Raw genomic sequence first — 25683 nt, 5'->3', positions numbered from 1 at the left:
CATCCGAAATCATGGGGAAGCAGCCCCACCGGTGGGGATTTGCGATCAGCCTGCGGGCCGGGTAAGGGCGTGCATTGCGGTCTACGCAATACCGCATTGATCCAGGCACAACCCTGGCGCAGCATGAGGACGGGTTTCCAAATTGAGACTCAGGGAGAGATTGATGACGATGCAGCCCATGCGGCGCAGGATGCTTGGCTTCCTAGGTGGTGTTCTCGGAGCTGTTGCCGTGACCTCGCTCGGCGCGGGTCCCGCGGCCGCACAGGCTCCGGCGGCCGGCTCCTCGATCCTGGATGCGATCAAGGCGCGCGGAACGCTTGTTTGCGGCGTGAACACGGGTCTCGCGGGTTTTGCCCAGCCGGACAGCCAGGGCGTGTGGCGCGGCTTCGACGTGGAATATTGCCGCGCCGTGGCGGCCGCCATCTTCGGCGACCCGAGCAAGGTGCGCTACGTGCCCACCACGGCGCAAAGCCGCTTCACCGCGTTGCAGTCCGGCGAGGTCGATCTTCTCGCCCGCAACACGACCTGGACGCTGTCGCGAGATACGAGCCTGGGTCTCGATTTCGTCGGCGTGAACTTCTATGACGGCCAGGGCTTCATGGTGAAGACCTCGACCGGCGTGAAGACCGCGAAGGAGCTGCAGGGCGCGACGATCTGCGTCCAGCCCGGCACCACCACCGAGCAGAATCTGACCGACTGGGCCCGCGCCAACAACGTGCGCTTCACCCCCGTGGTGATCGAGCGCGTGGAAGAGGTTGTCGGCGCCTATGCCTCCGGCCGCTGCGACGCCTATACCACCGACGTGTCGGGCCTGGCTTCGACGCGCTCCAGCCAGCCCAACCCGGCCGAGCACACGATCCTGCCGGACGTGATCTCGAAGGAGCCGCTTGGCCCGCTGGTGCGTCATGGCGACCAGCGTTACGCCGACCTCATCCGCTGGGTGCACTTCGCGCTTGTGGGCGCCGAGGAGATGGGCATCACCCAGGCGAATGTCGCGGAGAAGGCGGGCAACGACCCCCGGCCCGACGTTCAGCGCATGCTGGGCAAGAACGGCGAACTCGGGCAGATGCTCGGCGTGTCGCCCAACTGGGCCGTGAACGTCATCAAGGCGACGGGCAATTACGGCGAAATCTTCGCCCGCCATCTGCAGCCGATCGGCATCCAGCGCGGCCCGAACGCGCTCTGGACCACGCCGGGCGGCCTGCAATACGCGATGCCCTTCCGCTGATCCCTGACCGAGGGGGCCTCCTGCAGGCCCCCTCGACCTGACGACTGAAGAGCAAGAATCGAGGCCTCACCGGATGTCGCAGACTGCCACCGACCCGCGGCACCTCCGCACCCCCCCGAAGAAAAGGCTCCGCCTGTCCTGGGCGGATGAGCGGGTGCGCGCCGTCATATGGCAGTTGCTGATCGTCGGAGCCGTGGTTGCCGTCGTCTGGTGGCTGGTGCGCAACACGCAGCACAATCTGGAAGTCCGCCGGATCGCGACGGGCTTCGGCTTCCTGCAGCGTGAGGCGGGGCTGCCGATCGGCGAGTCACTGATCGAGTACACGCCGGCCAGCACCTATCTGCGCGCGCTGACGGTCGGCGTGCTGAACACGTTGAAGGTCGCGGTCATCGGCATCGTGCTGGCCACGATCTTCGGTACGCTGATCGGCATCGCGCGGCTTTCGAAGAACTGGCTGCTGGCGAAGATCGCGGCTGTCTATGTCGAGGTGATCCGCGACATCCCGCTGCTGCTGCAGCTGCTGTTCTGGTACACCATCCTGCAGGGGCTTCCGGCGCCGCGGCAGGCGTTGAACCCGGTGGCCGGGGTGTTCCTCTCCAACCGTGGGCTGAAGCTGCCGTTTCTCGATTGGGAAGCCGGGCATAGCTGGGCGCTGCTCGCCTTCGTGGCGGGTTGCTTCTTCACCTGGCTCTATGCCAAGGCGATGCGGCGCAAGCAGTTCGCTGACGGGCAGCCGCGCCGGGTCTGGCCTGCCGCCATTGGCTTCCTGATCGGCCTGCCGGTGCTAGCCTGGATTGCGGGGGGTGCCCCCACCGGCGTCACCTGGCCGGCGCTGCGCGGCTTCAACTTCCAGGGCGGCATGACGGTCAGCCCGGAATACTTCGCGCTGCTGATCGGGTTGGTTACCTACACTGCCGGCTTCATCGCCGAGATCGTGCGCGCCGGCATCCTGGCCGTGCCGCATGGGCAGTGGGAGGCGGCGCAGGCCCTTGGGCTGCGGCCCGGCGTGGTGCTGCGGCAGATCGTTCTGCCCCAGGCGCTGCGTGTGATCGTGCCGCCCATGACCAGCCAGTATCTGAACCTGACGAAGAACTCGTCCCTGGCTGTCGCCATCGGCTACCAGGACATCGTCAGCATCGCGAACACGACCCTTAACCAGACCGGCCAGGCGATCGAGGGCATTGCCATCATCATGCTGGTCTACCTGACCATCTCTCTGTCCATCAGCCTCTTCATGAACTGGTACAACAACCGCATCGCGCTGGTTGAGCGCTGAGGGGAGCAACGCAGATGAGCGACATTCCTCTCAACACCTCCGCCGCCGGCGTGCCGGAGGCGGTGCCGCGCCATCCGCCCGCCCTCACCACGGGGCCGGTCGCCTGGCTGCGGGCCAATCTCTTCTCCTCCTGGCTGAACACGGCGGTGACGCTGGTGGTGGCCTATTTCCTCGTGCGCTGGGCCATGGGCTTCGTGGACTGGGCCTTCATCAATGCGATCTGGTCCGTCGAGAACAACCAGACCCAGGCCTGCCGCGCGCTGAAGAATTCCGCCAATCCTGGCGCCTGCTGGGCAGTGATCACGGAAAAGCACCGCTTCATCCTCTTCGGCACCTATCCCTATGAGGAGCACTGGCGCCCGGCGCTGGTCTGCGTGCTGTTCACCGCGCTCTACGTCGTCTCCGCCATGCGGCGCTTCTGGCGCTGGGAGCTGGCGATCGTCTGGGCCCTGACGCTGGTGCTGATCGGCGTGCTGATGTGGGGCGGCGTCTTCGGCCTTTCCTACGTGCCGCAGGAGCGCTGGGGTGGGCTGCCGATTACGCTCATCCTCGCCACCTTCGGCCTTGCCTTCGCCTTTCCGCTGGCCATTCTCGTCGCCCTCGGCCGGCGCTCATCCATGCCGGCGATCCGCATCCTCTGCATCGCCTATGTGGAGCTGATCCGCGGCGTGCCGCTGATCTCCCTGCTCTTCATGGCCAGCGTGATGTTCCCGCTCTTCCTTCCGGAAGGGGTGAATATTGACAAGCTGCTGCGCGCCCAGGTGGCCGTGATTCTCTTCGCCGGCGCCTATCTCGCCGAGGTGGTGCGCGGTGGCCTGCAGGCCCTTCCGAAGGGACAGTATGAGGCAGCCGAAGCGCTCGGCCTCTCCTACTGGCAGAAGACCGGCTTCATCATACTGCCGCAGGCACTGCGGTTGGTGATTCCGCCGCTGGTGAACACCTTCATCGGCTTCTTCAAGGACACGTCGCTGGTGCTGATCATCGGCATCTTCGACCTGCTGACCGCTGGCAAGACGGCGATTGTGGAACCGGCCTGGCAGGGCTTCGGCATCGAGGTCTACATCGCCGTTTCCTGCATCTACTTCGTCTATTGCTTCGCCATGTCCCGCTACAGTCAGAACCTGGAGGCGGATCTGAACCGCCACCGGGCACGCTGAATCCCGGACGAAAGGATCACGCCATGAGTGCCGCCCTCGCCGAAGGCCCCTCCGTCGCATCCTCCATCCGGACGGATGCGCCCCCGGCCATCCTGCTGGACAAGGTCAACAAATGGTACGGCGCGATGCACGTGCTGCGTGACATCTCGCTGCAGGTGGCGACCGGGGAGCGCGTCGTGGTCTGCGGCCCCTCCGGGTCCGGCAAGTCCACCATGATTCGCTGCATCAATCGCCTGGAGCAGCACCAGGAAGGCCGGATCGTCGTGGACGGCACCGAGCTGACCGACGACGTGCGGGCGCTGGACGCGATCCGGCGCGAGGTTGGGATGGTATTCCAGTCCTTCAATCTCTTCCCGCACCTGACCATTCTCGAGAACTGCACCCTCGCCCCGATCTGGGTCCGCCGCACGCCGAAGAAGCAGGCCGAGGAGCTGGCGATGCACTACCTGAACCGGGTGAAGATCCCGGAGCAGGCGGGGAAGTACCCCGGACAGCTTTCCGGCGGGCAGCAGCAGCGCGTGGCGATTGCCCGCGCGCTGTGCATGCAGCCGAAGATCATGCTCTTCGACGAGCCGACCTCCGCCCTCGATCCCGAGATGATCAAGGAGGTGCTGGACACCATGGTCAGCCTCGCTGAAGACGGCATGACCATGATCTGCGTGACCCATGAGATGGGCTTCGCCCGCCAGGTGGCCGACCGGGTGGTGTTCATGGACCGCGGCGAGGTGGTGGAGCAGGGCGTGCCGGAGCAGGTCTTCAACAACCCCTCCACCGATCGCTTCAAGGCCTTCCTCTCGCAGATCCTGCGCGGGCACTGAGCCGCAGGGTTAATCAGCGGCTCGTTCCGGCCACAAACGCATGTCGGACTTGCAACCGAGGGGCATGGACGGGGGTTGCAGCGTCCGGGCCGGTGGACCTATGCCGCCGCCCACCAACCATCGTGGGCGACGGACGTGACACCCCAGGCCAAGAATGGCGATCGGCAGCCGGTCAACGCGGCCGTTCTGCTGGGCGTGCTCGGCATCGTCTATGGCGACATCGGCACCAGCCCGCTCTACTCCATGCGGGCGGCCCTGCTGCACTTCTCCTCCGATGGCTTGGAGCGCTGGGAGATCCTCGGGATTCTCAGCCTTATCCTTTGGTCGCTCATCATCGTCGTGACGGTGAAATACGTCTGGCTGGTGACGCGAGCAGACAATAAGGGCGAGGGCGGCATCCTCGCCCTGATGGCCCTCGCCCAGCGTGCCGCCCGGACGGAGCGCGGCCGCTACACCATCGCCATGGTGGGGATCGCGGGTGCAGCCCTGTTCTTCGGTGACGGCGTCATCACCCCCGCTATCTCGGTGCTGTCTGCGATCGAGGGGCTGAAGATCATCTCCCCAGCCTTTGAAGGCGCTGTCGTTCCTCTCTCCGTGGCCGTGCTGCTCGCGCTGTTCCTGTTCCAATACCGGGGCACGGGCAGCATGGGCGCCGTCTTCGGGCCGATCACCGTCGTCTGGTTCGGCGTCATTGGGCTATTGGGGCTGATCGAGGTGGTGCGTGAGCCGGGCGTGCTCGTCGCCCTCTCGCCGCATTATGCGGTGCAATTCGCCTTCGCCTATCACTTGGCGGCCTTCATCGCGCTCGGCTCCGTGGTGCTGGCGGTGACGGGGGCGGAGGCGCTCTACGCGGATATGGGGCATTTCGGGCGGCGGCCGATCCAATTGGCCTGGATAGCCTTCGTGCTGCCCTCCTTGGCACTGAACTATCTGGGCCAGGGCGCGCTGATGCTGTCGGACCGCGCGGCGCTCGAGAACCCTTTCTACCTGCTGGCGCCGGAGTGGCTGCGCCTGCCGCTGGTGATCCTGGCGACGGCGGCCACCATCATCGCGAGCCAAGCGATGATCTCGGGCGCCTATTCGATCGCGCGGCAATGCGTGCAGATGGGCTTCATGCCGCGCCTCGTCGTGCAGCACACCAGCGAGACGGAGGAGGGGCAGATTTACATGCCCCAGGTGAATTTTGCCCTTTTGCTCGGGGTGCTCGTCCTCGTCATCGCCTTCCGCGATTCGGATAGCTTGGCGGCGGCCTATGGCCTCGCGGTCACTGGTACTTTCGTCGCCACCTCCGTCCTGGCGGGGCTGGTCTTTCGGCGGACCTTTAGCTGGCCGCTGTTGCTGGTCATCGCAGTGTTCATGCCGCTCCTGCTGCTCGATCTCGCCTTCTTCATCTCCAACGTGCTGAAGATCCCGGATGGCGGCTGGGTGCCGCTGGTGTTCGGCGGGGGGCTCTTCACCCTGATGGTGACCTGGCGCCGCGGGCGTGACCTGCTCTTCGCCCGCTTCCGGCAGGACAGCCTGCCGCTGAAGTCCTTCCTGGCCCGGCTGCCCCAGTCACGCACCACCCGCGTCCCGGGGATTGCGGTGTTCATGACGAGCCAGGCCGATTACGTGCCCAACGCGCTGCTGCACAACCTGAAGCACAACAAGGTGCTGCATGAGCGCGTGCTGTTCGTCACTGTGAGCGTGCAGGACGTGCCGCAGGTCACCGATCGCCGGAACGTGGAGGAGCTGGCACCAGGCATCCACCGCGTTTCGCTCTGCTACGGCTTCCAGGAGAGCCCGAACATTCCCCGGGAACTCGAGGGATTGCGGGAGCTGGGTGTGGACTATGAGCCCATGCAGGCGTCCTATTTCCTGGGCCGGGAGACGGTGGTGGCCTCCAGCGTGCCCAAGATGGCCAAATGGCAGCAGTGGCTCTTCGGCATCATGTCGCGCAACTCGGTTCCGGCGACTGAGTTTTTCCGTATCCCCAGTGACCGTGTGGTCGAGCTTGGGGTTCGTGTCGCCATCTAGCGGGCTGCGGCCTGCTTCTGTTCCTGGAGGTTGCCACCATGCCGCTCGTCGTTCTTTCGCCGAGCGGCGGAACGGGCCTCCCCGAGGGCAGTCCCGAATATCGCTACGAGTTCCAGATGACGCTCGACCCGCAGGGTTTTCCGGATCCCGGAGCCTGGCAGGCGGATAAGGCCAGCTGGCTCGCCCGGCGCTTCTGGCCGGGCCAGGGGCTGATGGATGGAGACGTGCTCTTCGATCCCGATACAGGCTGGGCGTTGCGCTTCTTCCGCCGGGACGACAGCCCAGTGGATGCACCGATCCAGGCCCTGATCCGCAGCAACGTTCCCTGCCGACCAGGGGAAAATGTGACGATCGCCGAGCCGGACGGGCGGGAATACGCCTGGAGGATCGTCGGCGTCGGCTGATCACTTGGCGAGGGACCAAAAAGAGAGCGGGGCGCCCGTTCCCAGGCGCCCCGCTCATCCCGTCAAACTGGTGGAGCCAATCGGAATCGAACCGACGACCTCTTGAATGCCATTCAAGCGCTCTCCCAACTGAGCTATGGCCCCCCACTCGGGTGCGGCGATATAGCCCCAGCCATCGGGGCAGGCAATCCCCCCTTTGGCGCTTTCTTGCCCCTTCCGACCATGGCGAGGGAGGGCTAGCCTTCCGCCACAGAGAGGCTGGAGGACGTCGCCGAATGAGCAGGAAACTCTACCCGGATGCGAAGGCGGCGCTTGACGGGCTGCTGCGCGACGGGATGCTCATTCACTCTGGTGGCTTCGGCCTCTGCGGCATCCCGACCCTGCTGATCGAGGCGATCCGCGACAGCGGCGTGAAGGATCTCACCTTCGTCTCGAACAATGCCGGCGTGGACGATGCCGGGCTGGGCCTGCTGCTCAAGACCCGCCAGATTCGAAAGATGATCGCCTCCTATGTGGGCGAGAACGCCGAGTTCGCCCGCCAGTACCTGGCCGGGGAGCTGGAGATCGAGTTTAACCCCCAGGGCACCCTGGCCGAGCGCATACGTGCCGGCGGCGCCGGCATCCCGGCCTTCTTCACCCGCACCGGCGTGGGCACCGCCGTGGCCGAGGGCAAGCCGACCCAGGAGTTCGACGGCGCCACCTATGTGATGGAGCGCGGGATCGTGGCGGATCTCGCCATCATCCATGCCTGGAAGGCCGATCCGGAGGGCAACCTCGTCTTCCGCAAGACGGCACGGAACTTCAATCCGGTGATGGCCACCGCCGCCCGTGTCACCGTGGTGGAAGTGGAGGAGATGGTCGGCCAGGGCGAGTTGGACCCGGACCAGATCCACACCCCCGGCATCTTCACCAAGCGCATGATCGTCGTGCCGCCGGGCACGGACAAGCGGATCGAGCAGCGCACGACCCGCAAGCGCGCCGAGCCTGCCACCCCGGCCGCCGCCGGCACCGACCCCCTTCCTGCCCGCTGAGCCGAGAGGAACGCGCCCCATGGCCTGGACCCGCGACGAAATGGCCGCCCGCGCCGCCCGCGAGCTGGAGGATGGATTCTATGTGAACCTGGGGATCGGCATCCCGACCCTGGTCGCCAACCACATCCCGGAGGGAGTCTCCGTCCAGCTGCAGAGCGAGAACGGGATGCTCGGCATCGGTCCCTTCCCCTATGAGGGGGAGGAGGATGCGGACCTGATCAATGCCGGCAAGCAGACCGTCTCCGAGTTGCCGACGACGAGCTATTTCTCCTCGGCCGACAGCTTCGCCATGATCCGCGGCGGGCATATCGACCTGTCCATCCTCGGCGCCCTGCAGGTGGCCCAGAACGGCGATCTCGCCAACTGGATGATCCCAGGCAAGATGGTGAAGGGCATGGGCGGCGCCATGGACCTGGTGGCCGGGGTAAAGCGTGTGGTCGTGCTGATGGAGCACACTGCAGGCGGCAAGCCGAAGCTGCTGAAGTCCTGCAACCTGCCGCTGACCGGGCAGGGCGTGGTCGATCTGGTAGTGACCGATCTCGGCGTGATGGAGATCGACAAGGTCGCAGGTCGGATGCGGCTGATCGAACTGGCCCCGGGCGTTACCGAGGAAGAGATGCGGGCCAAGACCGAGGCCGATTACGAGGTGGCGCTGCAGGCCGCCTGAACCGGCCGAAGGGGCGTCGCCATCGCGGCGCCCCGCAAAAGGGTGCTTCCTGGCGCTGGCCCGGGTTTCAGCGCGGCGTCACCGTGGCCGCCGGGTTGATGCTGAACAGGCTGCCGGCGGAACGGGCCGCGGCGCTGCGCGGCTCCGAGGCTCGCTGCCTTTCCTGGTCGACCTGCTGCTGCAGCTGCGCGATCTGCCGTCCGCGCGCCGCCAGCTCACGCTCCAGCCGATCGATCCGGCTTTCCTCCTGGGTACGCGTCTCGGCGTAGCCTTGCCCTTCGGAACTGCGGACAGCGGTCACGTTGCCCTGGCTGCGGCGCCGGGCGTCACGCCGCGCGGCGCGGCGCGGCGGCGTGCGGTTCACCATCGGGGGTGGCGCACCGATCATGGGCAGCCCGACTTCGACCGAACCAATCGGAAGATCGAAAGCAGTGAGGTCCGGCACCGCGCGCTCACCCATGCCGGTTTCGATGGGCGGGGGCCGAAGCCGCTCAAACTGACGAATCGTCAGGCCCAGCTGGTCGCCGGTGGGGCCAGATTCTCCGGGCCAGCCCTGCGCCGCAGCTGGCAGGACCAGCAATCCAGCCAGACCCGCGCCCAACAGCCCCAGGCGCATCCGCGAACCCAGCATTCAGCCCTCTCCTCTTCCGCGGCGCCCGTATTGGCCCGCCCTACGGAAGCCTCGCCGCGCTCACCCTAGCAACGATGCTAGCGCAATGCCAGCCAGACGAGAATGATCCCGCCAAGGGCAATCCTGTACCATCCAAAGGGCGAGAACCCGATTTTTGAGATGGAGGCTAGCACCACCCGCACAACGACCAGCGCGACCACGAAGGCGGCCACGAAGCCGATCGCGATCTGTCCCAGCCCGGAGAGATCCAGGTCGGCTCGCGCCTTCCAGAGGCTGTAGACGGTCGCCGCCAGCATGGTGGGGATGGCGAGGAGGAAAGAGAATTCGGCGGCCGCGCGGCGTTCGACGCCCAGCAGAAGGGCCGCGATGATGGTAGCGCCCGACCGGCTGGTGCCGGGGATCATGGCCAGCACCTGGCCGAAGCCGATCAGGAAGGCTGCGAAGGGCCCGATTTCGGGCACAGACTGGATGCTCGGGGCAGGCCGCTTCCGCTCGATCAGGATGATCGCGACGCCGCCGAGCACCAGGGCAACGGCCACTACCCAGGGGTTGAACAGCAGGGTGGTTATTGGCCCGTGCAACAAGGCCCCGATGACCAGGGCTGGCAGGAAGGCCAGGAGAATGTTGGTGGCGGTGTATCGCTCCACCGTCTGCGGCCGCCACATACCGAGAGCAATCCGCCATAGGTCGCCCCAATAGGTCACCACCACGGCCAGGATGGCGCCGAGCTGGATGGCGATCTCGAAGACCTTCCCCGGCGGTCCCCTGAAGCCGATCAGTTCGCCCAGGAGAATAAGGTGCCCGGTTGAGGAGATGGGCAGAAATTCGGTCAGCCCCTCCACCACGCCCATCAGCAGGGCGGACAGCAAACCGAGAATGTCCATGAGATCCGTCGCAGAATCGAGAAGGGAGCGGAACCCCCCGGTCCCGCCCCCTTCCTTTACGCCCTGAAACGGTTCAGCGCACCGTCTGCGAGGCGGTGAAGGCGAAGTTGTCGAATGAATTCTCGCTCACGCGGTGCCAGGTGTAAACCTCGTCACGATAGCGGCGCTGGCTCTCCATTACTTTCTTGAAGCGCTCGTTCTTGCTGGCGAACTCATCCATCACCTCGTTGGTCGCGCGCCAGGCGGCCTCGAGAATCGGGCGGGACCAGAAGCGGAGCTGGGCGCCGGAGGCAACGAGCCGGCGCAGCGCCTGCGGATTCGCAATGTCGTACTTCGCCAGCATCTCGATATCCGCCTCGGCGGTCGCGGCGGCGATCGCGGCCTTGTACTGGGGCGGCAGGGCATCATAGGCACGCTGGTTGGCAATGAAGTGCAGCCGCGCGCCCGGCTCCCAGAAGCCCGGGGCGTAGTAGTTCGGCGCGACACGGGCGAAGCCGAGCTTCTCATCGTCATGCGGGCCGACGAATTCGGCGGCGTCGATCGTGCCGCGCTCCAGCGAGGAGTAGATGTCGGCGGCCGGCGTCACTGAGGGGGTGGCGCCCATCTTGGCGAAGACCTGGCCGGCGAGGCCGGTGATGCGGAACTTCAGCCCCTTCACGTCGTCCACGGTGCGGATCTCGCGACGGAACCAGCCGCCCATCTGCGCGCCCGTATCGCCGCAGGGGAAGGCGATCGCGTTGTACTCGCGCATCATCTCATTCATCAGCTCCTGCCCGCCGCCGAAGCGAAGCCAGGCAGTGTTCTGTCGGGCGTTCAGGCCGAAGGGCACGGCCGTGAAGAAGGCCAGCGTCGGGTCCTTGCCGATGTAGTAGTAGGAGGCGGTGTGGGCGCATTCGACGCTGCCCGACTGCACGGCGTCCAGGGCCGACAGCGGGGGCGCGATCTCGCCGCCCGGGAAGGCCTGGATGCGGAACTTGCCCTCAGTCAGCTCACCGACGCGCCTCGCGACGGCCTCGGCCGTGCCCCAAAGGATGTCCGTGTTGCGGGGGAAGGAGGAGGTGAGGCGCCAGCGCACCTCGGGGTTGGTCTGGGCAATGGCCGGGGCAGCAAGGGCAATCGGAACGGCGGCAGCGGGCGCGGCCGTGAGCAACGCGCGGCGGTTCACGCGGGAAGTCATGCGGGACGTTTCCTTTCCCTCAAGCGGACTTGATTGAAGCTTCATTACGTCATGGGCGGGCGCGGCGGAAGGCTGGATCGCGGCGCCGCAATCACTCCGCCGCCTCGGCCTGCTCCTGCCGGTACGGGTGGGCGGGGTAGCAGCCGAGCACATGCAGCTCCCGTGAGAAGAAGCGCAGTTCCTCCAGCGCCCGGCGGACCGGCGGCTGGTCAGGATGGCCATCCACGTCGCAGAGGAACTGCACCGCCGTGAAGCGGCCATCCAGCATGTAGGATTCGAGCTTCGTCATGTTCACGCCATTGGTCGCGAAGCCACCGAGGGCCTTGTAGAGCGCGGCCGGGACGGAGCGGACGCGGAAGACGAAGGTGGTGACGCTGTCGGGGGCCGTGACCGGCGGCAGGGCCGGCTCATTCGCCATCACGTAGAAGCGGGTGGTGTTGTGCGCCTCGTCCTCCACGTTCCTGCGGAGCACCTGCAGACCGTAGATTTCTCCGGCAAGGGATGAGGCGATGGCCGCGTCCTCCACGCCCCCGCGCTGGGCGATGAGCTGCGCGGCGCCGGCGGTGTCGGCTTCGATCACCGCCTGCCAGCGCATGTCGCGCAGCAGGTTCAGCACCTGGCCGAGCGCGACCGGGTGTGAATGGGCGCGGCGGATCGTCTCCAGCGTCGCGCCCGGGGGCGCGAGGACGCAGTGTTCCACGCGCTCGAAATGCTCCCCCACCACATGAAGGCCAGAATCCGGCAGCATCCGGTGGATGTCGGGCACGCGGCCGGCCAGCGAGTTCTCGCAGGGCAGCATCGCCAGATCGGCCCTGCCTTCCCGCACCGCAGCCATCGCCGCTTCGAAGGACGGGCAGGGAAGGGTGGTCCAGCCAGGATAAGCAGCGCGGCAGGCGAGGTCGGAATAGGCGCCGGGTACGCCCTGGAACGCGATGGTCTGGGTCACGGGGTCTCTCTTTGCGCGGCGATGCCGGGGTGCAGCACTGCACGGGCGCGGGCAAGGTCGGCGGGGGTGTCCACGCCGAAGGGAGCATGGTCCACTCGGGCGACCGCGATCCGCATCCCGGCCTCGAGCGCGCGCAGCTGTTCCAGCTTCTCGCGGATCTCCAGCGGGCTGGCGGGAAGGGACACGAAGCGCGCCAGCGCCGCGCGACGATAGGCGTAAAGGCCGATATGGTGCCAGAGCGGCCCCTCGCCTGAGGGGATGGGGTGGCGGGAGAAGTAGAGGGCCGGGGCAACCTGCACGCCGGGCGGAAAGGCGCAGGCGCATTTCACCACGCTCGGTGCTGCAGCCTCCTCCGTGCTCACCACCGGGGCGACGAGCGAGGCGATGTCGACCGACGGATCCGCCAGCGGGGTGAGCACCGCGCGGAGCAGCTCGGCGGGGATGGCCGGCAGGTCGCCCTGCAGGTTCACCACGGTGTCATGGATGCCGCCCGGATCCAACATGGCCAGGGCGCGCTCGATCCGGTCGGTGCCGGAGGGCAGGTCCTCGGCCACCATCACGGCGGTTCCGCCGGCAGCGGTCACGGCGGCTTCGATCTCCGGTGCGTCGCAGGCCACGGCGACCGGACCAATCCCGGCGGCGCGGGCGGCTTCCAGCACATGGACAATCATCGGCCGGCCGTGGATGTCCGCCATGGGCTTGCCTGGCAGGCGGGTTGAAGCCATGCGGGCGGGAATCAGGACGATCGGGTTCAAGGTTGTCCCTTCTTGGCGGCACCCGCTGCGGGGGCGGGCTACCACGGGTTGTCGTGGAAGCCCGGGAACATTATGGTCCGCCGGCTTCTAGCCGCGACGGCGGGGCCGCGCAAACACGCGGCCCGCCGGGCGTTTGGATGCGGCACAACACGGGACTGGGCAGGGCGTATGAGCCTGGAAGCTAACAAGGCGTTCGCAGCGGTACTGACCGCTGGCATCAGCTTCATGGTGGCCGGCCTGGTCGGCGGGCTGGTGGTGCATCCGCATCGTCTGGAGAAGCCCGCGATCGAGACGGGCGAAGTGGTGGCTGCAGCCGCTCCGGCCGCGCCCGCGGCGCTGGACCCGATCGGGCCGCTCCTGGCGAATGCCAATGTGGAGAACGGCCGGACCATCGCGAGCCGCGCATGCGCGGCCTGCCACACCTTCACCGAAGGCGGGCGCAACGCGGTCGGGCCGAATCTCTATGGCGTCGTCGGCGGTCCGCATGCGCATCGGGAGGACTTCAACTACTCCCCGGCCATGAAGGCGTTGCACGACAAAACCTGGGACTATGAGTCGCTGAACGCCTTCCTCAACCGCCCCGCCGCTGCCATCCCCGGCACCCGCATGGCGTTTGCAGGCTTGAACCAGACGCAGCAGCGAGCGGATGTGATCGCCTATCTGCGCAGCCTGTCGGCAACCCCGCAGCCACTTCCCTGATGGACAAGCTCGTCGCCTCGGCCGAGGCGGCGGCGGATCTGGCTGGGGCGGCGATTCGTCCTCTCTTCCGTTCGGCCCTGATGGTCGAGGCGAAGGGTGATGCCAGCCCCGTCACCGAGGCTGACCGCTCCGCCGAGCGCGCCATCCGCGACCATATCGCCCGGCACCATCCCGACCATGGCGTGATCGGGGAGGAATACGGCTCCGACCGCGCCGATGCCGAATGGGTCTGGGTGCTGGACCCGATCGACGGCACCCGCGCCTTCGTCACCGGCCGGCCGATCTTCGGCACGCTGATCGGGCTGCTGCACAAGGGCCGCCCGGTCCTGGGCATCATTGACCAGCCGGCGACCGGGGAGCGCTGGATCGGCGCCGAAGGCCGCCGCACCAGCTTCCGCGGCCCCTTCGGCGGTACCGTGGGCTGCCGGCCCTGCCCGGATGTCGGCCAGGCCGAACTGTCCTGCACCAGCCCCGATATGTTCCCGCCTGGGCAGGATGCCGGCTTCCAGGCCCTGCGCCGTGCCTCGCGCCGGACCACTTGGGGCGGGGATTGCTACACCTATGGCCTCGTGGCCCTCGGGCTGGTCGATATCGTGGTGGAAGCCGCGATGAAGCCCTGGGACTGGGGCGCGCTGGTTCCCGTGGTGGAGGGCGCCGGCGGCCGCGTGACCGATCATGCCGGGCGCCCGCTGACCCTCGATTCATCGGGCGATGTGCTCGCCGTGGGCGACCCGGCGCTGCTGCCCGCCTGTGCCTCGTTGCTTTCCGTTTGATGGCGGGCTGTTGAGGGATGGGGCTTTAGGCCCCACTCTCCATCCCATGCGCCGCCGCACCCTTCTCGCCACCGGCCTTGCCGCCGGATTGCCCGCCCTGCCCACGCTCGCCCAAGTGGCGGCCCAGGGGCCAGCCCAGGGCACAACGCCAGCCCCACGCCGGGTGCATGCCCTCTCCCTTCTGGGGGAGCCGGCGCTGCCGGCGGACTTCACGCATTTTCCCTGGGTCAATCCGAATGCGCCGAAGGGTGGGGAGATCACCCTCTACGCGCTCGGCAGCTTCGACAGCTTCAACGCCTATATCCTGCGCGGAACCCCAGCCGTCGGCAGCGGGCTACTCTACGACACACTGCTGAAGGAGAGCGCGGACGAGGCCAGTGCCGAATACGGCCATCTCGCCGGTATGGTCGAACTGCCGGCCGATGGTCGCGGCGTGACCTTCGAGCTGCGCGAGGGTGCCCGCTGGCATGATGGCCGCCCCATCACCGCGGATGACGTGGTCTGGACCTTCAACACGCTCCGCCAGCATGGCCGCCCCTTCTATCGGGCTTATTGGGCCGACGTATCCGAGGTGGTGGCGGAGAGCCCGCGCCGCGTCACTTTCCGCTTCTCGACCGACCAGAATCGCGAGCTTTCGCTGATTCTCGGTCAGCTGGCCGTGCTGCCGAAGCATTGGTGGGAAGGGCGCGACTTCGCCCGGCCGCTGCTGGACCCGCCGCTGGGTTCCGGCCCCTATAGGATCGAGCGCTTCGAGGCCGGGCGCTCAATCCTCTATCGCCGGGTGGAGGATTACTGGGGCCGCGACCTGCCCACCATGAAGGGCACGAACAACTTCGACGTCATGCGATACGAATATTTCCGCGACGCAACCGTCTCGCTCGAGGCCTTCAAGGCCGGGCAGATCGAGTTTCGCACCGAGAATGTGGCGCGTGACTGGGCGACGGCTTACGACTTCCCTGCCGTGCGCCGCGGCTGGGTGAAGCGCGACGAGATCCGGCACGAGCTGCCGACCGGCTTGCAGGGCTTCATCATGAACGAGCGCCGGCCTCTCTTCCAGGACCGGCGTGTGCGGGAGGCGCTGGGGCTGGTCTTCGACTTCGAGTGGATGAACGCCAACCTCTTCTACAATTCCTATGCGCGGACGAGCTCCTACTTCTCCAATTCCGACTTCGCCGCGCGTGGCCTGCCGGAGGGGCGCGAGAAGGAGATCCTGGAGCGCTTCAAGGACCGGCTGCCGCCCGAGGTGCTGACCCGCGAATTCAAGCTTCCCGTCAACGATGGGAGCGGCAACAACCGCGAGCAGGCCCGCCGTGCCCTGGAGCTGCTGCGCGAGGCTGGCTGGACCGTGAGGGACCGCCGCCTGACCAACGCCCAGGGACAGCGCTTCGAGTTTGAGATCCTGCTGAACGGCCCGACCTTCGAGCGCGTGGCGCTGCCCTATATCCAGTCCCTGCGGCGCCTGGGAATCGAGGCGCGCGTCCGGACGGTGGACCCGCCGCAGTACCAGGTGCGGATGGATGGCTTCGACTATGACATGACCGTCGATGTCTTCGGCCAGTCCTCCTCCCCCGGCAACGAGCAGCGGGACTACTGGACCAGCGCCAAGGCGGATGAGAACGGCAGCCGCAATACGATCGGGATCAAGGATCCGGTCGTGGACGAGATCGTCGAGATGATCGTCAACGCGCAGGACATCCAGGAGCTGACGGCCAGCTGCCGGGCGCTGGACCGCGTGCTGCTCTGGGGCTTCCACACCATCCCGCAATGGCACAGCCGCACCTTCCGCCTCGCCTGGTGGGACAAGTTCGGCCGGCCGGAGCGCAACCCGAAGCGCGCCTTGGGACTGGACAGCTGGTGGGTCGACCCGGCGAAGGAACGCGCCCTCGCGGCAGCCCGGAGCGCGGGCTAGGCCTTGGGCTCCTATATCCTTCGCCGGTTGCTGCTGCTGGTGCCGACGCTGTTCGGCATCATCCTCATCAACTTCGCCGTCACGCAATTCGCGCCAGGCGGGCCGGTTGAGCAGATGATCGCGGAGCTGCGAGGGCAGGGTAACACCACCCTGGGCCGCCTGACCGGCGAGGGCAGCGGCGAAACCCGTGCCCCCCGTCCGCAGGACCAGACGAGCGGAGAGGGACCGCGCTCCACCTATCGTGGCGCGCGCGGGCTGGATCCTGCGGTGGTGGCGGAGATCGAAAAGGCCTTCGGCTTCGACAAGCCGGCGGCCACGCGCTTCTGGGAGATGATCACCAGCTATCTGCGCTTCGATTTCGGCCGGTCCCTGTTCCAGGATCGCCCGGTGGTGGACCTGATCCTTGAGAAGATGCCGGTTTCCGTCTCGCTCGGCCTCTGGTCCACGCTGATCATCTATCTCGTCTCCATCCCACTCGGCATCCGCAAGGCGGTGCGGGACGGGACGCGCTTCGATGCTTGGACCTCCGGCGTGGTGCTGCTGGGCTATGCAATTCCCGGCTTCCTCTTCGCCATCCTGCTGGTGGTGCTCTTCGCCGGCGGGTCCTTCGTGCAGTGGTTCCCGCTGCGCGGGCTGACCACCAGCGGCAGCGAGAACTGGCCCCTGTGGCAGCGCGTGGCGGATTATGCCTGGCACATGGTGCTGCCCACCATCGCGCTGGTCGTCGGCGGCTTCGCCGGGCTGACTATGCTGACGAAGAACGCCTTCATGGACGAGATCAACAAGCAATACGTGCTCACCGCCCGTGCCAAGGGAGCGGGGGAGAAACGGGTGCTTTATGGCCACATCTTCCGCAACGCGATGCTGCTGATCATCGCAGGATTTCCGGCCGCCTTCATCGGCATCCTCTTTACCGGCGCGCTGCTGGTGGAGATCGTGTTCAGCCTGGATGGGCTGGGGCTGCTCGGCTTCGAAGCGGCGATCCGGCGGGACTACCCGGTGATGTTCGCCACCCTCTACATCTTCACGCTGCTTGGCCTCGTCATGCAGATCGTGGGCGATATCAGCTACACGCTGGTAGACCCGCGGATCGATTTCAGCGCACGCCGTTGACGCTCTCGCCACTTACCCGCCGCCGCTTTGCCAATTTCCACGCCAATCGGCGGGGATGGTGGTCGCTGTGGATCTTTGCCCTGCTGTTTTTCGTCACCCTCTTTGCCGAGGTAATCGCCAATGACCGGCCGATCGTGGCGCAGGTGGAAGGCAAGTGGTTCTTCCCCGTCGTCATCGAATACGCCGAGAGCGACATATTGAGCGACGGCTTCCCCACCACCGCCGATTGGCACGACCCAATGCTGGTGGAGGAGGTGGAGAAGCGCGGCTGGGCCATTTGGCCACCGGTCCGCTACAGCCACCGCACCGTCGTGCGGGATCTTGGACGCCCGGCGCCCTCGCCGCCTTCCATGAAGAACCTGCTGGGCACGGATGACCAGGCGCGCGACGTGCTGGCCCGCGTGATCCATGGCTTCCGCATTTCCGTGCTGTTCGGCTTTACCCTGACCATCATCTCCTCCGTCATCGGCGTCGCGGCCGGAGCGGTGCAGGGTTATTACGGCGGCTGGGTGGACCTGATCTTCCAGCGGGTGATCGAGATCTGGTCGGGCATGCCGCAGCTCCTGTTGCTCATCATCCTGGCCAGCGTCATCGAGCCGAGCTTCTTCTCCCTTCTCGGCTTCCTGCTGCTGTTCTCCTGGATGGCGCTGACCGGCGTGGTGCGGGCGGAGTTCCTGCGCGGCCGGAACCTGGACTATGTGCGTGCCGCACGGGCGCTGGGCGTGTCCGACATGCGGCTGATGGCGCGCCACATCCTGCCCAACGCCATGGTGGCAACCCTGACCATGCTGCCCTTCATCCTGGCCGGCTCCGTCACCGTGCTGGCGAGCCTGGACTTCCTGGGCTTCGGCCTGCCGCCCGGCTCGCCCTCGCTCGGGGAGCTCGTCTCTCAGGCGAAGAACAATCTCCAGGCGCCCTGGCTTGGCATCACCGCCTTTGTCGTGCTGGGCGGGATGCTGACGCTGCTGGCCTTCATCGGCGAGGCGGTGCGTGACGCCTTCGATCCGCGCAAGCAGCCGGGAGGTGGGCGATGAGCGGACCGCTGCTTGATGTGCGCGACCTGTGTGTCGCCTTCCGGGGGCACCCGGTGGTGCAGGGCGTCTCCTTCTCGCTGAAGCCGGGCGAGACGCTTGCCCTCGTGGGCGAGAGCGGCAGCGGCAAGAGCGTCACGGCGCTGTCCTGCCTCCGCCTCCTGGGCCCCGGCGGCTCGAACCCCACGGGGCAGGTGACGCTGGACGGGGTGGACGTGCTGAACGCCTCCTCCGACGAATTGCAGCGCCTGCGGGGCGGCGTGGCGGGGATGGTGTTCCAGGAGCCCATGACCTCGCTCAACCCGCTGCACACGATCGGGCGGCAGGTCTCCGAGGCCATCACCCTGCACCGGCCAATGCGTGGCGCGGCCCTGCGGCGGCGGGTGATTGAACTGCTGCATAGAGCCGGGCTGGGTGCTGCGGCGGAGCGTCTGGACGCCTATCCGCACCAGCTCTCTGGCGGGCAGCGGCAGCGGGTAATGATCGCCGTGGCCCTCGCCAATGACCCGCGCCTGCTGATCGCCGACGAGCCGACCACGGCGCTGGACGTCACCATCCAGGCGCAGGTGCTGGACCTGCTGGCGCAGCTGAAGCGGGAGCTTGGCATGGCCATGCTCCTCATCACCCATGACCTGGCCATCGTCCGCCGCCATGCAGACCGGGTGGTGGTGATGAAGGATGGGGCGGCGGTGGAGCAGGGCCTGGTGTCCGAGGTCTTCGCCCGGCCTGCCCATCCCTACACGCGCATGTTGCTGGACACCCAGCCGCATGGGCGCGCGGCGCCGCTGCCAAAGGACGCGCCGGAGATCCTCCGTGCCCGCGACATGATGGTGCATTTTCCTATCCGCCGCGGCTTGCTGCGCCGGGTCGTGTCCCATGTGAAGGCGGTGGATGGCGTCGACCTGACCTTGCGGCGGGGCGAGACGCTCGGGGTGGTCGGGGAAAGCGGCAGCGGCAAGACCACCCTCGGCCTTGCCCTGCTGCAGCTGGCGCACTCCCAGGGCGAGGTGTTGCTGGATGGCGAGCCCATCCAGGGCCTGTCCCGCGCCGGGCTGCGGCCCCTGCGCCGGCGCATGCAGATCGTTTTCCAGGATCCCTATGGCAGCCTCTCGCCACGCATGAGCGTGGGCGAGATCGTGGGCGAAGGGCTGGCGGTGCATGAACCCTCCCTCTCCCGTGCAGAACGGGATACGCGGGTCGCCGGAGCGCTGCGGGAGGTCGGGCTCGATCCCGGCTGCATCATCCGCTACCCACATGAATTCTCCGGCGGACAGCGCCAGCGCATCGCCATCGCGCGCGCCCTGGTGCTCGAGCCGGAGCTTGTGGTGCTGGACGAGCCGACTAGCGCACTTGACGTCTCGGTGCAGGCGCAGGTGGTGGAGCTGCTGCGCGACCTGCAGGCGAGGCGGGGCCTCTCCTACATCTTCATCTCGCATGACCTGCGCGTGGTGCGGGCGCTGGCCCACCGCATCGTCGTGATGAAGGACGGCAAGCTGGTCGAGGAGGGCGAGACGGAACAGGTGGTCGCCGCGCCCCGGGCGGCCTACACCCGCGCCCTTATGGAAGCGGCCTTCGAGCTGCGCGCCGGAGCTGGGGTCGAGACGTGAACGAACTTGAACGCCTGAAGGAACTGCTGGACCAGGAGCAGGTGAAGCTGGGCATCAACATCCGGCAGATGAATGCGCCGGGCTCGCCCGTCTACCGCACCTGGGAGAACATCACGGTGCCGGTGATCCTGCTCGGCGCCAGCATGCTCGCCACCCTTTACATCCACACCTGGGTTGGCCTGGCGGTCCTGGTCGTGGGCGCAGCCTGGTGGATCCTGAAGGTGCTGCCCAAGGTGAGGGACGAAGTCTTCGACCGCAGCGCTGCCTTCGCCTTGTCGAGCGAGGCGACCTTCGATGCCATGTGGGCGAAGGGCGTGCTCAGCCTGTATGCGAAGATGCCGGACGGAACGGAGCGGGCTGCGGCGAAGCGGCAGGATTGGCGCGCCTTCGTGCGTGCCCTGTCGGAGGGCTAGAGCAGAACTCTGTGGGGCGGGATCGCTCGGAAGTGTGAATCCGCTCTTCAACAAAGAGCCAGAGCATTGGCCAGGGCATTTGGAGTGATCGCATGTGAGCGGCAGGCGCCGGCCTATCGGGGCGGTCCTGCCATCCACACGCGCTCGGGCTTGCGCGCGATCAGCTCGCGCGCTTGGTCTGCATCTGGCTGTTGGCCGGCTGCGTGACCACGGTCTCGGTCGTGTCCTCGGCGGCGGCGGCGGCCTCACCCATGATGCTGCGCATCTCGCGCAACAGGGCGGCGCCCTTCACGGTGCGCTGGACGAGCACGGAGCGGCGGTCCTGCGGGTCGGTCTTGCGGCGGGCGAAGTCCAGCTCGCCCAGGCGGTCCAGCGCGCGGGTGATGGCGGGCTTGGACACATTGAGCGAGGCGGCCAGGCCGCGCACCGTATGCGGGCCCTCGCCCAGATAGACCGTCAGGAACACGCCGAGCTGCCGTGCTGAGAGGTCGGGGCCATCGCGGCGAACCAGCGCCACCACCGTGTCCCGGAGAATGCCGACGAACTGGTCCGGTGTGCCTTGCACGGGCATCGGGAAACATTCCTTCTCTTGGGGCGCCCCACAGGGGGCGCCGTATCAGAATCAACCGTTGAGCCGGCCTCCCGTTGGGGAGCGGCCCAAGCCGGCTTTGCGGATCACCCGCTCAAGGGCCGGCCCAAACGGGCAACAGCGCCATCAGTCCGGCGTAAAGGGCCCGCAGGCCCATCGCCTCGCCACCTTCTGGACGTCCCGGTCTCGCCGAATCGTTCCAGGCGTAAACGTCGAGATGCGCCCATTCGATGCCATCCGGAACGAAATGGCGAAGAAAGAGCGCGGCCACGACGGATCCAGCCATCGGTCGGCTGCCGATGTTGTTGATGTCGGCAGCCGAACTGTCGAGCCACGAAGCGTAACCTTCGTGCAACGGCAGTCGCCAGAGCGGGTCGTGGCACGCCTCGCCCGCGGCGGAAAGAGCCGAGGCAACCGTTTCGCTATTCGTGAACAGCGCTGGCAGATCAGGACCGAGTGCGACGCGGGCGGCGCCCGTGAGGGTCGCCGCATCGATCATGACCCTCGGCCGCTGCTCGCCCGCGAAGGCCAGGAGGTCGGCCAGCACCAGCCGCCCCTCGGCATCCGTGTTGCCCACCTCGACCGTCAGCCCCGCGCGGGTGCGCAGCACGTCCAGCGGGCGCATCGCAGTGGGGGAGACGGCATTCTCCACCGCGCCGATCGCGACCAGCAGGCGGATCGGGGCCTGCAGGCGCATCAGCGCCTCCGCCAGCCCGAGGATGATGGCCGCGCCGCCCATGTCCTTCTTCATGCGCTTCATGCCGTCGGGCGACTTCAGGTCCAGCCCGCCCGTGTCGAAGCACACGCCCTTGCCGAGCAGGGCGATCAGTGGCCCCTCAGCCGCACCTTCCCAGCGGAGCACCGCCACGCGAGGCGCGCGGTGGCTGCCGCAGCCAACGGCCGCGACGGCGGGGAAGCCTTGGGTCAGGGCATCGCCCGAGATCTCTTCGAACGCAGCGCCGCAACGCTCGGCGACGCCGCGCGCGGCATCCGCCAGTTCGGCAGGGCCCAGATCGGCAGCAGGGAGGTTGATCAGGTCCCGTGCCCTGAGGATTGCCTCCGCCAGTACCTGTGTGTCGGGGCAGCCATCCGGCGGGACCAGCCGGGCGGGTTGCCGGCGCGAGGCCTTGTGGCGCGTGAAGCGATAGGCGCCGAGCATCCAGCCCAGCAGGGCTGCCGCGGGGTCGCACCCTTCGCCGAGGCGCCAGTCCGTGCCTTCGGGAAGGCCGAAGGGCAGGGCGCCATAGGGCCAGGGCGGCCCGTCGCCCCGGCCGAGACCCAGCACGGCCGCCGAGACGCCGCCTGCGCCCGGAAGAAGGGCAATCTGCCCCGCCTCGGCTTGGAAGCCGCTATCCCGAAGATAGCCTGCCGCATCGGGATCCAGCCGTTCGAGCAGCGCCGGCAGCGCATCCCGCGTCGTGGCGTGGACAGGGCGGGTCGCCGCGGAGGTCCCTGCGAGGGCCCAGGTCAGCTCAGGATCAGGCATCTTTGCAACTTAAAGTTGTATGTCATTGCCGGTCATTTCGGAAGGGCTTCTTGTTCAAGATGCCGATAGCGGGCCATCCGGTGCATGGCCGGGACGGAGCGGAACGCCATGCCGTCGGTGCGCTGCCTGCCTATGCGGCAGCGCCGGGGCCCCGCCAAGGCCGACCAAGCCTGCTTTCCTACGGCGATGGCGGGTGATACGCGCCCCGGCATGCGGATTCTGCTCTGGTATTGGGGGCGGCGCGGCGGCGGGGCCCAATTCGCCCTCTGCCTCGCGCGCGGGCTGGTGGGCCGGCCGGGCGTGACGCTCGGCCTCTCCCTGTCCGACCGCAACGAGCTGCTGCCCGAGACCCGTGCGCTCGACGTACCGCTGGATGTTGTGGAGACTTTCGGCGGCGCTGCCGGTGCCGTGATCGGCCTGGCGCGCCTGCCGGTCCTCCGGCGGCGCCTGGTGGAGCAGGCGCTAGGCATGCGCGCTGATGCCGTGGTTTCGGTGATGAACCATGTCTGGACACCACTGGTGGCCGGCGCCTTGCCGCGTGCCGGGATCCCCTTCGTCAGCATGGTTCATGACGCCCTGCCGCATCCGGGCGACCCCGCCTTCGCCTGGGACTGGCGCCTGCGGCAGGAGCTGAACGCTGCCGCCGGGGCCGTCGTCTTCTCGGAGCCCGTGGCGGCGGCGGTGGCCGCGCGCCGGCCCGGCCTGCCCATCCTGCGCCTGCCGCTGGGCGCCCATATTCCGGCTGTCGGCTCCTCCCCGGCGTCGCCTGTGGCCGATTTTCTCTTCTTCGGACGGCTACGCGCCTACAAGGGATTGGACCTGCTGCGGGACGCCTTTGCCGCCCTGCGCGCCCGCCATCCTGGTGCCACCCTGCGCGTGGTGGGGGAGGGTGATCCGGAATCCTGTGCCCCTGGGCTTGCCGCCCTGCCGGGTGTGACGGTCGAGCCACGCTGGGTGGCCGATGCGGAGATGCCGTCCCTCGTCGCCTCCGCCGGCGCGGTGGTGCTGCCCTATCGGGAGGCCAGCCAGTCCGGTGTCCTGCCGATCGCCCTCGCGCTGGGCGTGCCGGTGGTGGCGACGCCTGTGGGCGGCCTCTCCGCCCAGTTGGAGCATGGGGTGACAGGGCTGCTGGCGAGGGAGGTTTCCGCGCCGGCCCTGGCCGAGGCGATGGCGGCGATGCTCGACCCCGCCCGCCGGGCGGCGCTGTCCGCCGGCGCCCGGGTGGCCGGGGCCCGGCTGAGCGATTGGGATGCCCAGGCCGCGACGCTGGTTGAATGGCTGGAGCGCCGAAAGGAAGCGGGGCGATGAGCCTGCTGCATCGGATCTGGTCCCGCCTGCCGCGCTCCGCCCGGCGCGATGCTCTTTTCTCGCTGACCGCCGCCCTGGCACCCCGGATCGCCGGGCCGGCGCCACCCCCGACGCTGCCGGTGACGGTGGCTGGCTATTTCGGGGCTACCACCGGCCTTGGGGCCGCCACGCGGCGCCTCGCGGCCGGGCTGCGCGACCAGGGACTTGAGGTGGCGGAAGCCGATCTCACCGGTCCGCTGCGCCAAGGACCGGCCGGGCCGCCTCCGAATGTCCCGCTCGGGCCGGGGACGCTGCTGGTGCATGTGAATGGGCCGATGCTGCCCTGGGCGCTGTTTGCTCTGGGGCGCCGGGCGGTCGCGGGAAAGCGGGTGATCGGCGTGTGGAACTGGGAGCTTCCGGCCCTGCCGCCCGACTGGAATCGCGGCTTTGCCGCCTGCCACGCCATCTGGGCCGGGACGGAGTTCGTGGCCGCGGCCTGCCGTCGCCCGGGCGGCCCGCCGGTGCAGGTCGTGCCCTATCCCCTGCCGCGTCCGGCTCCCTCCGCCCTCGGTCGGACCGATTTCGGTCTGCCGGAGAAGGCTTTCGTCACGCTGCTGGTCTTCGATGCCACCTCCTCCCTCGCGCGGAAGAACCCGCTGGGCGCCATCGAGGCGCATCACCGCGCTTTCGGCGACGATCCCGACCACATCCTGGTGGTCAAGACCCATGGTACCGCCCATGCCGGGCCCGGCTGGGCGGCCGTGGCGGCGGCGGCCGAAGCCCGGCCAAATGTGCGGGTGATGGACGCCGCCCTGTCCCGCAGCGACCTCTGGGCGCTGATGGCGGCGAGCGACGCGCTGCTCTCCCTGCACCGCTCGGAGGGCTATGGCTTCGCGATCGCCGAGATGATGGAGCTGGGCCGCCCCGTGGTGGCGACCGGCTGGTCTGGCAACACCGATTTCATGCAGGGCCCTGGCTGCCATGCCGTGGGCTGGCGGCTGGTGCCGGCCCGCGACCCGCAGGGCATCTATGATATGCCCGAGGCGCGCTGGGCCGATCCGGATCTCGACGAGGCCGCCGCGATCCTGCGCCGGATCGCGGGGGACGAGGCCCTGCGGCGCCCGCCGCCGGTCCGCCTGCCGCCGCCGGACTACCGCGCCGCGCTGGGCCTTTCCTGACCCGTTTCCAGCCCTGTTCGGGGCTGATCCGAACACGCGGTCTAGCAAGGCCCGAGCAAGGCCGCTAAAGGCTGCCGGCCTATCACCAGCGAAACTGGATCTGATGCCGCGCGCGCTCATCACCGGGGTGACCGGACAGGACGGGGCCTACCTGTCGCAACTGCTGCTCGAGAAGGGCTACGAGGTCTTCGGGCTGCTCCGACGCTCCTCCTCGGGGGATGTGATCGACGAGCGGTTGCGCTGGCTCGGCATTGCCGGGCAGGTGCGGATGATGGATGGCAACCTGATCGACCTGTCGTCGATGTTGCGCATCATGCAGGAGGTCAAGCCGGACGAGGTGTACAACCTCGGTGCCCAGTCCTTTGTGAAGACCTCCTGGAACCAGCCGCTGCTGACCGGGCAGGTGACGGCGCTGGGCGCGAACAACATGCTCGAGGCGCTGCGGCTGGCGGCGCCGAACGCCCGCTTCTACCAGGCCTCCTCCTCCGAGATGTACGGGCTGATCCAGGAGCCGGTGCAGAGCGAGAAGACCCCCTTCTACCCGCGCTCGCCCTATGCCGTGGCCAAGCTCTATGCCCATTGGATGACGGTGAACTACCGGGAGAGCT

Annotated in this window: 25 protein-coding genes and 1 tRNA gene; 18 read left to right on the top strand and 8 right to left on the bottom strand. The window is 67.8% G+C overall.

Translation table 11 applies throughout. From position 1 onward, the window contains the following. Positions 1-169: 169 nt before the first annotated feature. From GSE44_RS17875 to GSE44_RS17850, 6 genes are all read left to right on the top strand, one after another. A complete protein-coding gene (locus tag GSE44_RS17875; RefSeq protein ID WP_159350240.1) occupies positions 170-1228 on the top strand; it encodes an amino acid ABC transporter substrate-binding protein in 1059 nt (352 codons plus the stop codon). A gap of 73 nt (positions 1229-1301) precedes the next feature. Further along, a complete protein-coding gene (locus tag GSE44_RS17870) occupies positions 1302-2504 on the top strand; it encodes an amino acid ABC transporter permease (RefSeq protein WP_159350191.1) in 1203 nt (400 codons plus the stop codon). A gap of 14 nt (positions 2505-2518) precedes the next feature. Beyond that, a complete protein-coding gene (locus tag GSE44_RS17865; protein ID WP_159350190.1) occupies positions 2519-3661 on the top strand; it encodes an amino acid ABC transporter permease in 1143 nt (380 codons plus the stop codon). 23 nt (positions 3662-3684) lie between these two features. Next, the gene (locus GSE44_RS17860) at positions 3685-4479 is read left to right on the top strand and encodes an amino acid ABC transporter ATP-binding protein (RefSeq protein WP_159350189.1); all 795 of its coding nucleotides are present in this window, start codon (positions 3685-3687) and stop codon (positions 4477-4479) included. 135 nt (positions 4480-4614) lie between these two features. Further along, complete coding sequence (locus GSE44_RS17855; RefSeq protein WP_268893664.1) at positions 4615-6495, top strand: potassium transporter Kup; 1881 nt, start codon at positions 4615-4617, stop codon at positions 6493-6495. 38 nt (positions 6496-6533) lie between these two features. Further along, positions 6534-6899, top strand: coding sequence for a hypothetical protein (locus GSE44_RS17850; protein ID WP_159350188.1), 366 nt, complete (start codon positions 6534-6536; stop codon positions 6897-6899). A gap of 68 nt (positions 6900-6967) precedes the next feature. On the opposite strand, the gene GSE44_RS17845 is transcribed toward GSE44_RS17850, so the two are convergent. Beyond that, a tRNA-Ala gene (locus tag GSE44_RS17845) sits at positions 6968-7043 on the bottom strand. Positions 7044-7174: 131 nt separating this feature from the next. On the opposite strand from GSE44_RS17845, the gene GSE44_RS17840 reads away from it, so the two are divergent. Together GSE44_RS17840 and GSE44_RS17835 are read left to right on the top strand one after the other, a co-directional pair. Further along, positions 7175-7930 carry a CoA transferase subunit A gene (locus tag GSE44_RS17840; protein ID WP_159350187.1) on the top strand — a complete coding sequence of 252 codons (756 nt, stop codon included), beginning with the start codon at positions 7175-7177 and terminating at the stop codon, positions 7928-7930. 19 nt (positions 7931-7949) lie between these two features. Further along, positions 7950-8597, top strand: a complete 648-nt coding sequence (locus GSE44_RS17835; RefSeq protein WP_159350186.1) for a CoA transferase subunit B — start codon at positions 7950-7952, stop codon at positions 8595-8597. A gap of 67 nt (positions 8598-8664) precedes the next feature. Here GSE44_RS17835 and GSE44_RS17830 read toward each other — a convergent pair whose 3' ends face one another. The 5 genes from GSE44_RS17830 to GSE44_RS17810 form a co-directional block, all read right to left on the bottom strand. Continuing rightward, complete coding sequence (locus GSE44_RS17830; protein WP_159350185.1) at positions 8665-9228, bottom strand: hypothetical protein; 564 nt, start codon at positions 9226-9228, stop codon at positions 8665-8667. A 77-nt stretch (positions 9229-9305) separates the two neighbouring features. Next, positions 9306-10112: an undecaprenyl-diphosphate phosphatase gene (locus GSE44_RS17825; protein ID WP_159350184.1), complete on the bottom strand. Its 807-nt coding sequence runs from the start codon at positions 10110-10112 to the stop codon at positions 9306-9308. Between the two features lie 73 nt (positions 10113-10185). Next, positions 10186-11289 carry a TRAP transporter substrate-binding protein gene (locus GSE44_RS17820; RefSeq protein WP_159350183.1) on the bottom strand — a complete coding sequence of 368 codons (1104 nt, stop codon included), beginning with the start codon at positions 11287-11289 and terminating at the stop codon, positions 10186-10188. Between the two features lie 91 nt (positions 11290-11380). Continuing rightward, positions 11381-12235 carry a prephenate dehydratase gene (locus tag GSE44_RS17815; protein WP_159350182.1) on the bottom strand — a complete coding sequence of 285 codons (855 nt, stop codon included), beginning with the start codon at positions 12233-12235 and terminating at the stop codon, positions 11381-11383. Next, entirely contained in the window at positions 12232-12990 is a 759-nt protein-coding gene (locus GSE44_RS17810; RefSeq protein WP_159350181.1) for a 3-deoxy-manno-octulosonate cytidylyltransferase, read from the bottom strand. The genes GSE44_RS17815 and GSE44_RS17810 overlap by 4 nt, the downstream gene beginning before the upstream one ends. Before the next feature lie 168 nt (positions 12991-13158). On the opposite strand from GSE44_RS17810, the gene GSE44_RS17805 reads away from it, so the two are divergent. The 7 genes from GSE44_RS17805 to GSE44_RS17775 are packed head-to-tail and all read left to right on the top strand — an operon-like array spanning position 13159 to position 20535. Next, positions 13159-13689, top strand: a complete 531-nt coding sequence (locus tag GSE44_RS17805; protein ID WP_159350180.1) for a c-type cytochrome — start codon at positions 13159-13161, stop codon at positions 13687-13689. Continuing rightward, a complete protein-coding gene (gene hisN / locus GSE44_RS17800) occupies positions 13689-14462 on the top strand; it encodes a histidinol-phosphatase (protein WP_159350179.1) in 774 nt (257 codons plus the stop codon). The genes GSE44_RS17805 and hisN overlap by 1 nt, the downstream gene beginning before the upstream one ends. 46 nt (positions 14463-14508) lie before the next feature. Continuing rightward, positions 14509-16371, top strand: a complete 1863-nt coding sequence (locus GSE44_RS17795; protein ID WP_159350178.1) for an extracellular solute-binding protein — start codon at positions 14509-14511, stop codon at positions 16369-16371. Positions 16372-16374: 3 nt separating this feature from the next. Continuing rightward, complete coding sequence (locus GSE44_RS17790; RefSeq protein WP_159350177.1) at positions 16375-17484, top strand: microcin C ABC transporter permease YejB; 1110 nt, start codon at positions 16375-16377, stop codon at positions 17482-17484. Further along, on the top strand, positions 17481-18518 hold the full coding sequence (locus GSE44_RS17785; protein ID WP_159350176.1) for an ABC transporter permease: 1038 nt from the start codon (positions 17481-17483) through the stop codon (positions 18516-18518). The genes GSE44_RS17790 and GSE44_RS17785 overlap by 4 nt, the downstream gene beginning before the upstream one ends. Further along, positions 18515-20122, top strand: coding sequence for an ABC transporter ATP-binding protein (locus GSE44_RS17780; protein WP_159350175.1), 1608 nt, complete (start codon positions 18515-18517; stop codon positions 20120-20122). Before GSE44_RS17785 ends, GSE44_RS17780 begins: the two co-directional genes overlap by 4 nt. Then, positions 20119-20535 carry a hypothetical protein gene (locus tag GSE44_RS17775; protein ID WP_159350174.1) on the top strand — a complete coding sequence of 139 codons (417 nt, stop codon included), beginning with the start codon at positions 20119-20121 and terminating at the stop codon, positions 20533-20535. Before GSE44_RS17780 ends, GSE44_RS17775 begins: the two co-directional genes overlap by 4 nt. Before the next feature lie 160 nt (positions 20536-20695). Here GSE44_RS17775 and GSE44_RS17770 read toward each other — a convergent pair whose 3' ends face one another. After that, positions 20696-21106 carry a MarR family transcriptional regulator gene (locus tag GSE44_RS17770; RefSeq protein WP_159350173.1) on the bottom strand — a complete coding sequence of 137 codons (411 nt, stop codon included), beginning with the start codon at positions 21104-21106 and terminating at the stop codon, positions 20696-20698. 112 nt (positions 21107-21218) lie between these two features. Then, positions 21219-22610: a leucyl aminopeptidase family protein gene (locus GSE44_RS17765; RefSeq protein WP_159350172.1), complete on the bottom strand. Its 1392-nt coding sequence runs from the start codon at positions 22608-22610 to the stop codon at positions 21219-21221. A gap of 210 nt (positions 22611-22820) precedes the next feature. Between GSE44_RS17765 and GSE44_RS17760 the strand changes: the two genes are divergently transcribed. The 3 genes from GSE44_RS17760 to GSE44_RS17750 all read left to right on the top strand — a co-directional run. Further along, positions 22821-23918, top strand: a complete 1098-nt coding sequence (locus tag GSE44_RS17760) for a glycosyltransferase (RefSeq protein ID WP_159350238.1) — start codon at positions 22821-22823, stop codon at positions 23916-23918. Continuing rightward, entirely contained in the window at positions 23915-25075 is a 1161-nt protein-coding gene (locus tag GSE44_RS17755) for a glycosyltransferase (protein WP_159350171.1), read from the top strand. Before GSE44_RS17760 ends, GSE44_RS17755 begins: the two co-directional genes overlap by 4 nt. 103 nt (positions 25076-25178) lie before the next feature. Next, positions 25179-25683 (top strand): GDP-mannose 4,6-dehydratase (locus GSE44_RS17750; protein WP_159350170.1); only part of this gene is annotated, 505 nt, incomplete at its 3' end.

The organism is Muricoccus harenae, from assembly GCF_009848505.1.
Lineage (GTDB): Bacteria > Pseudomonadota > Alphaproteobacteria > Acetobacterales > Acetobacteraceae > Roseomonas > Roseomonas harenae.
This window is presented reverse-complemented; position numbering and strand designations above follow the sequence as displayed.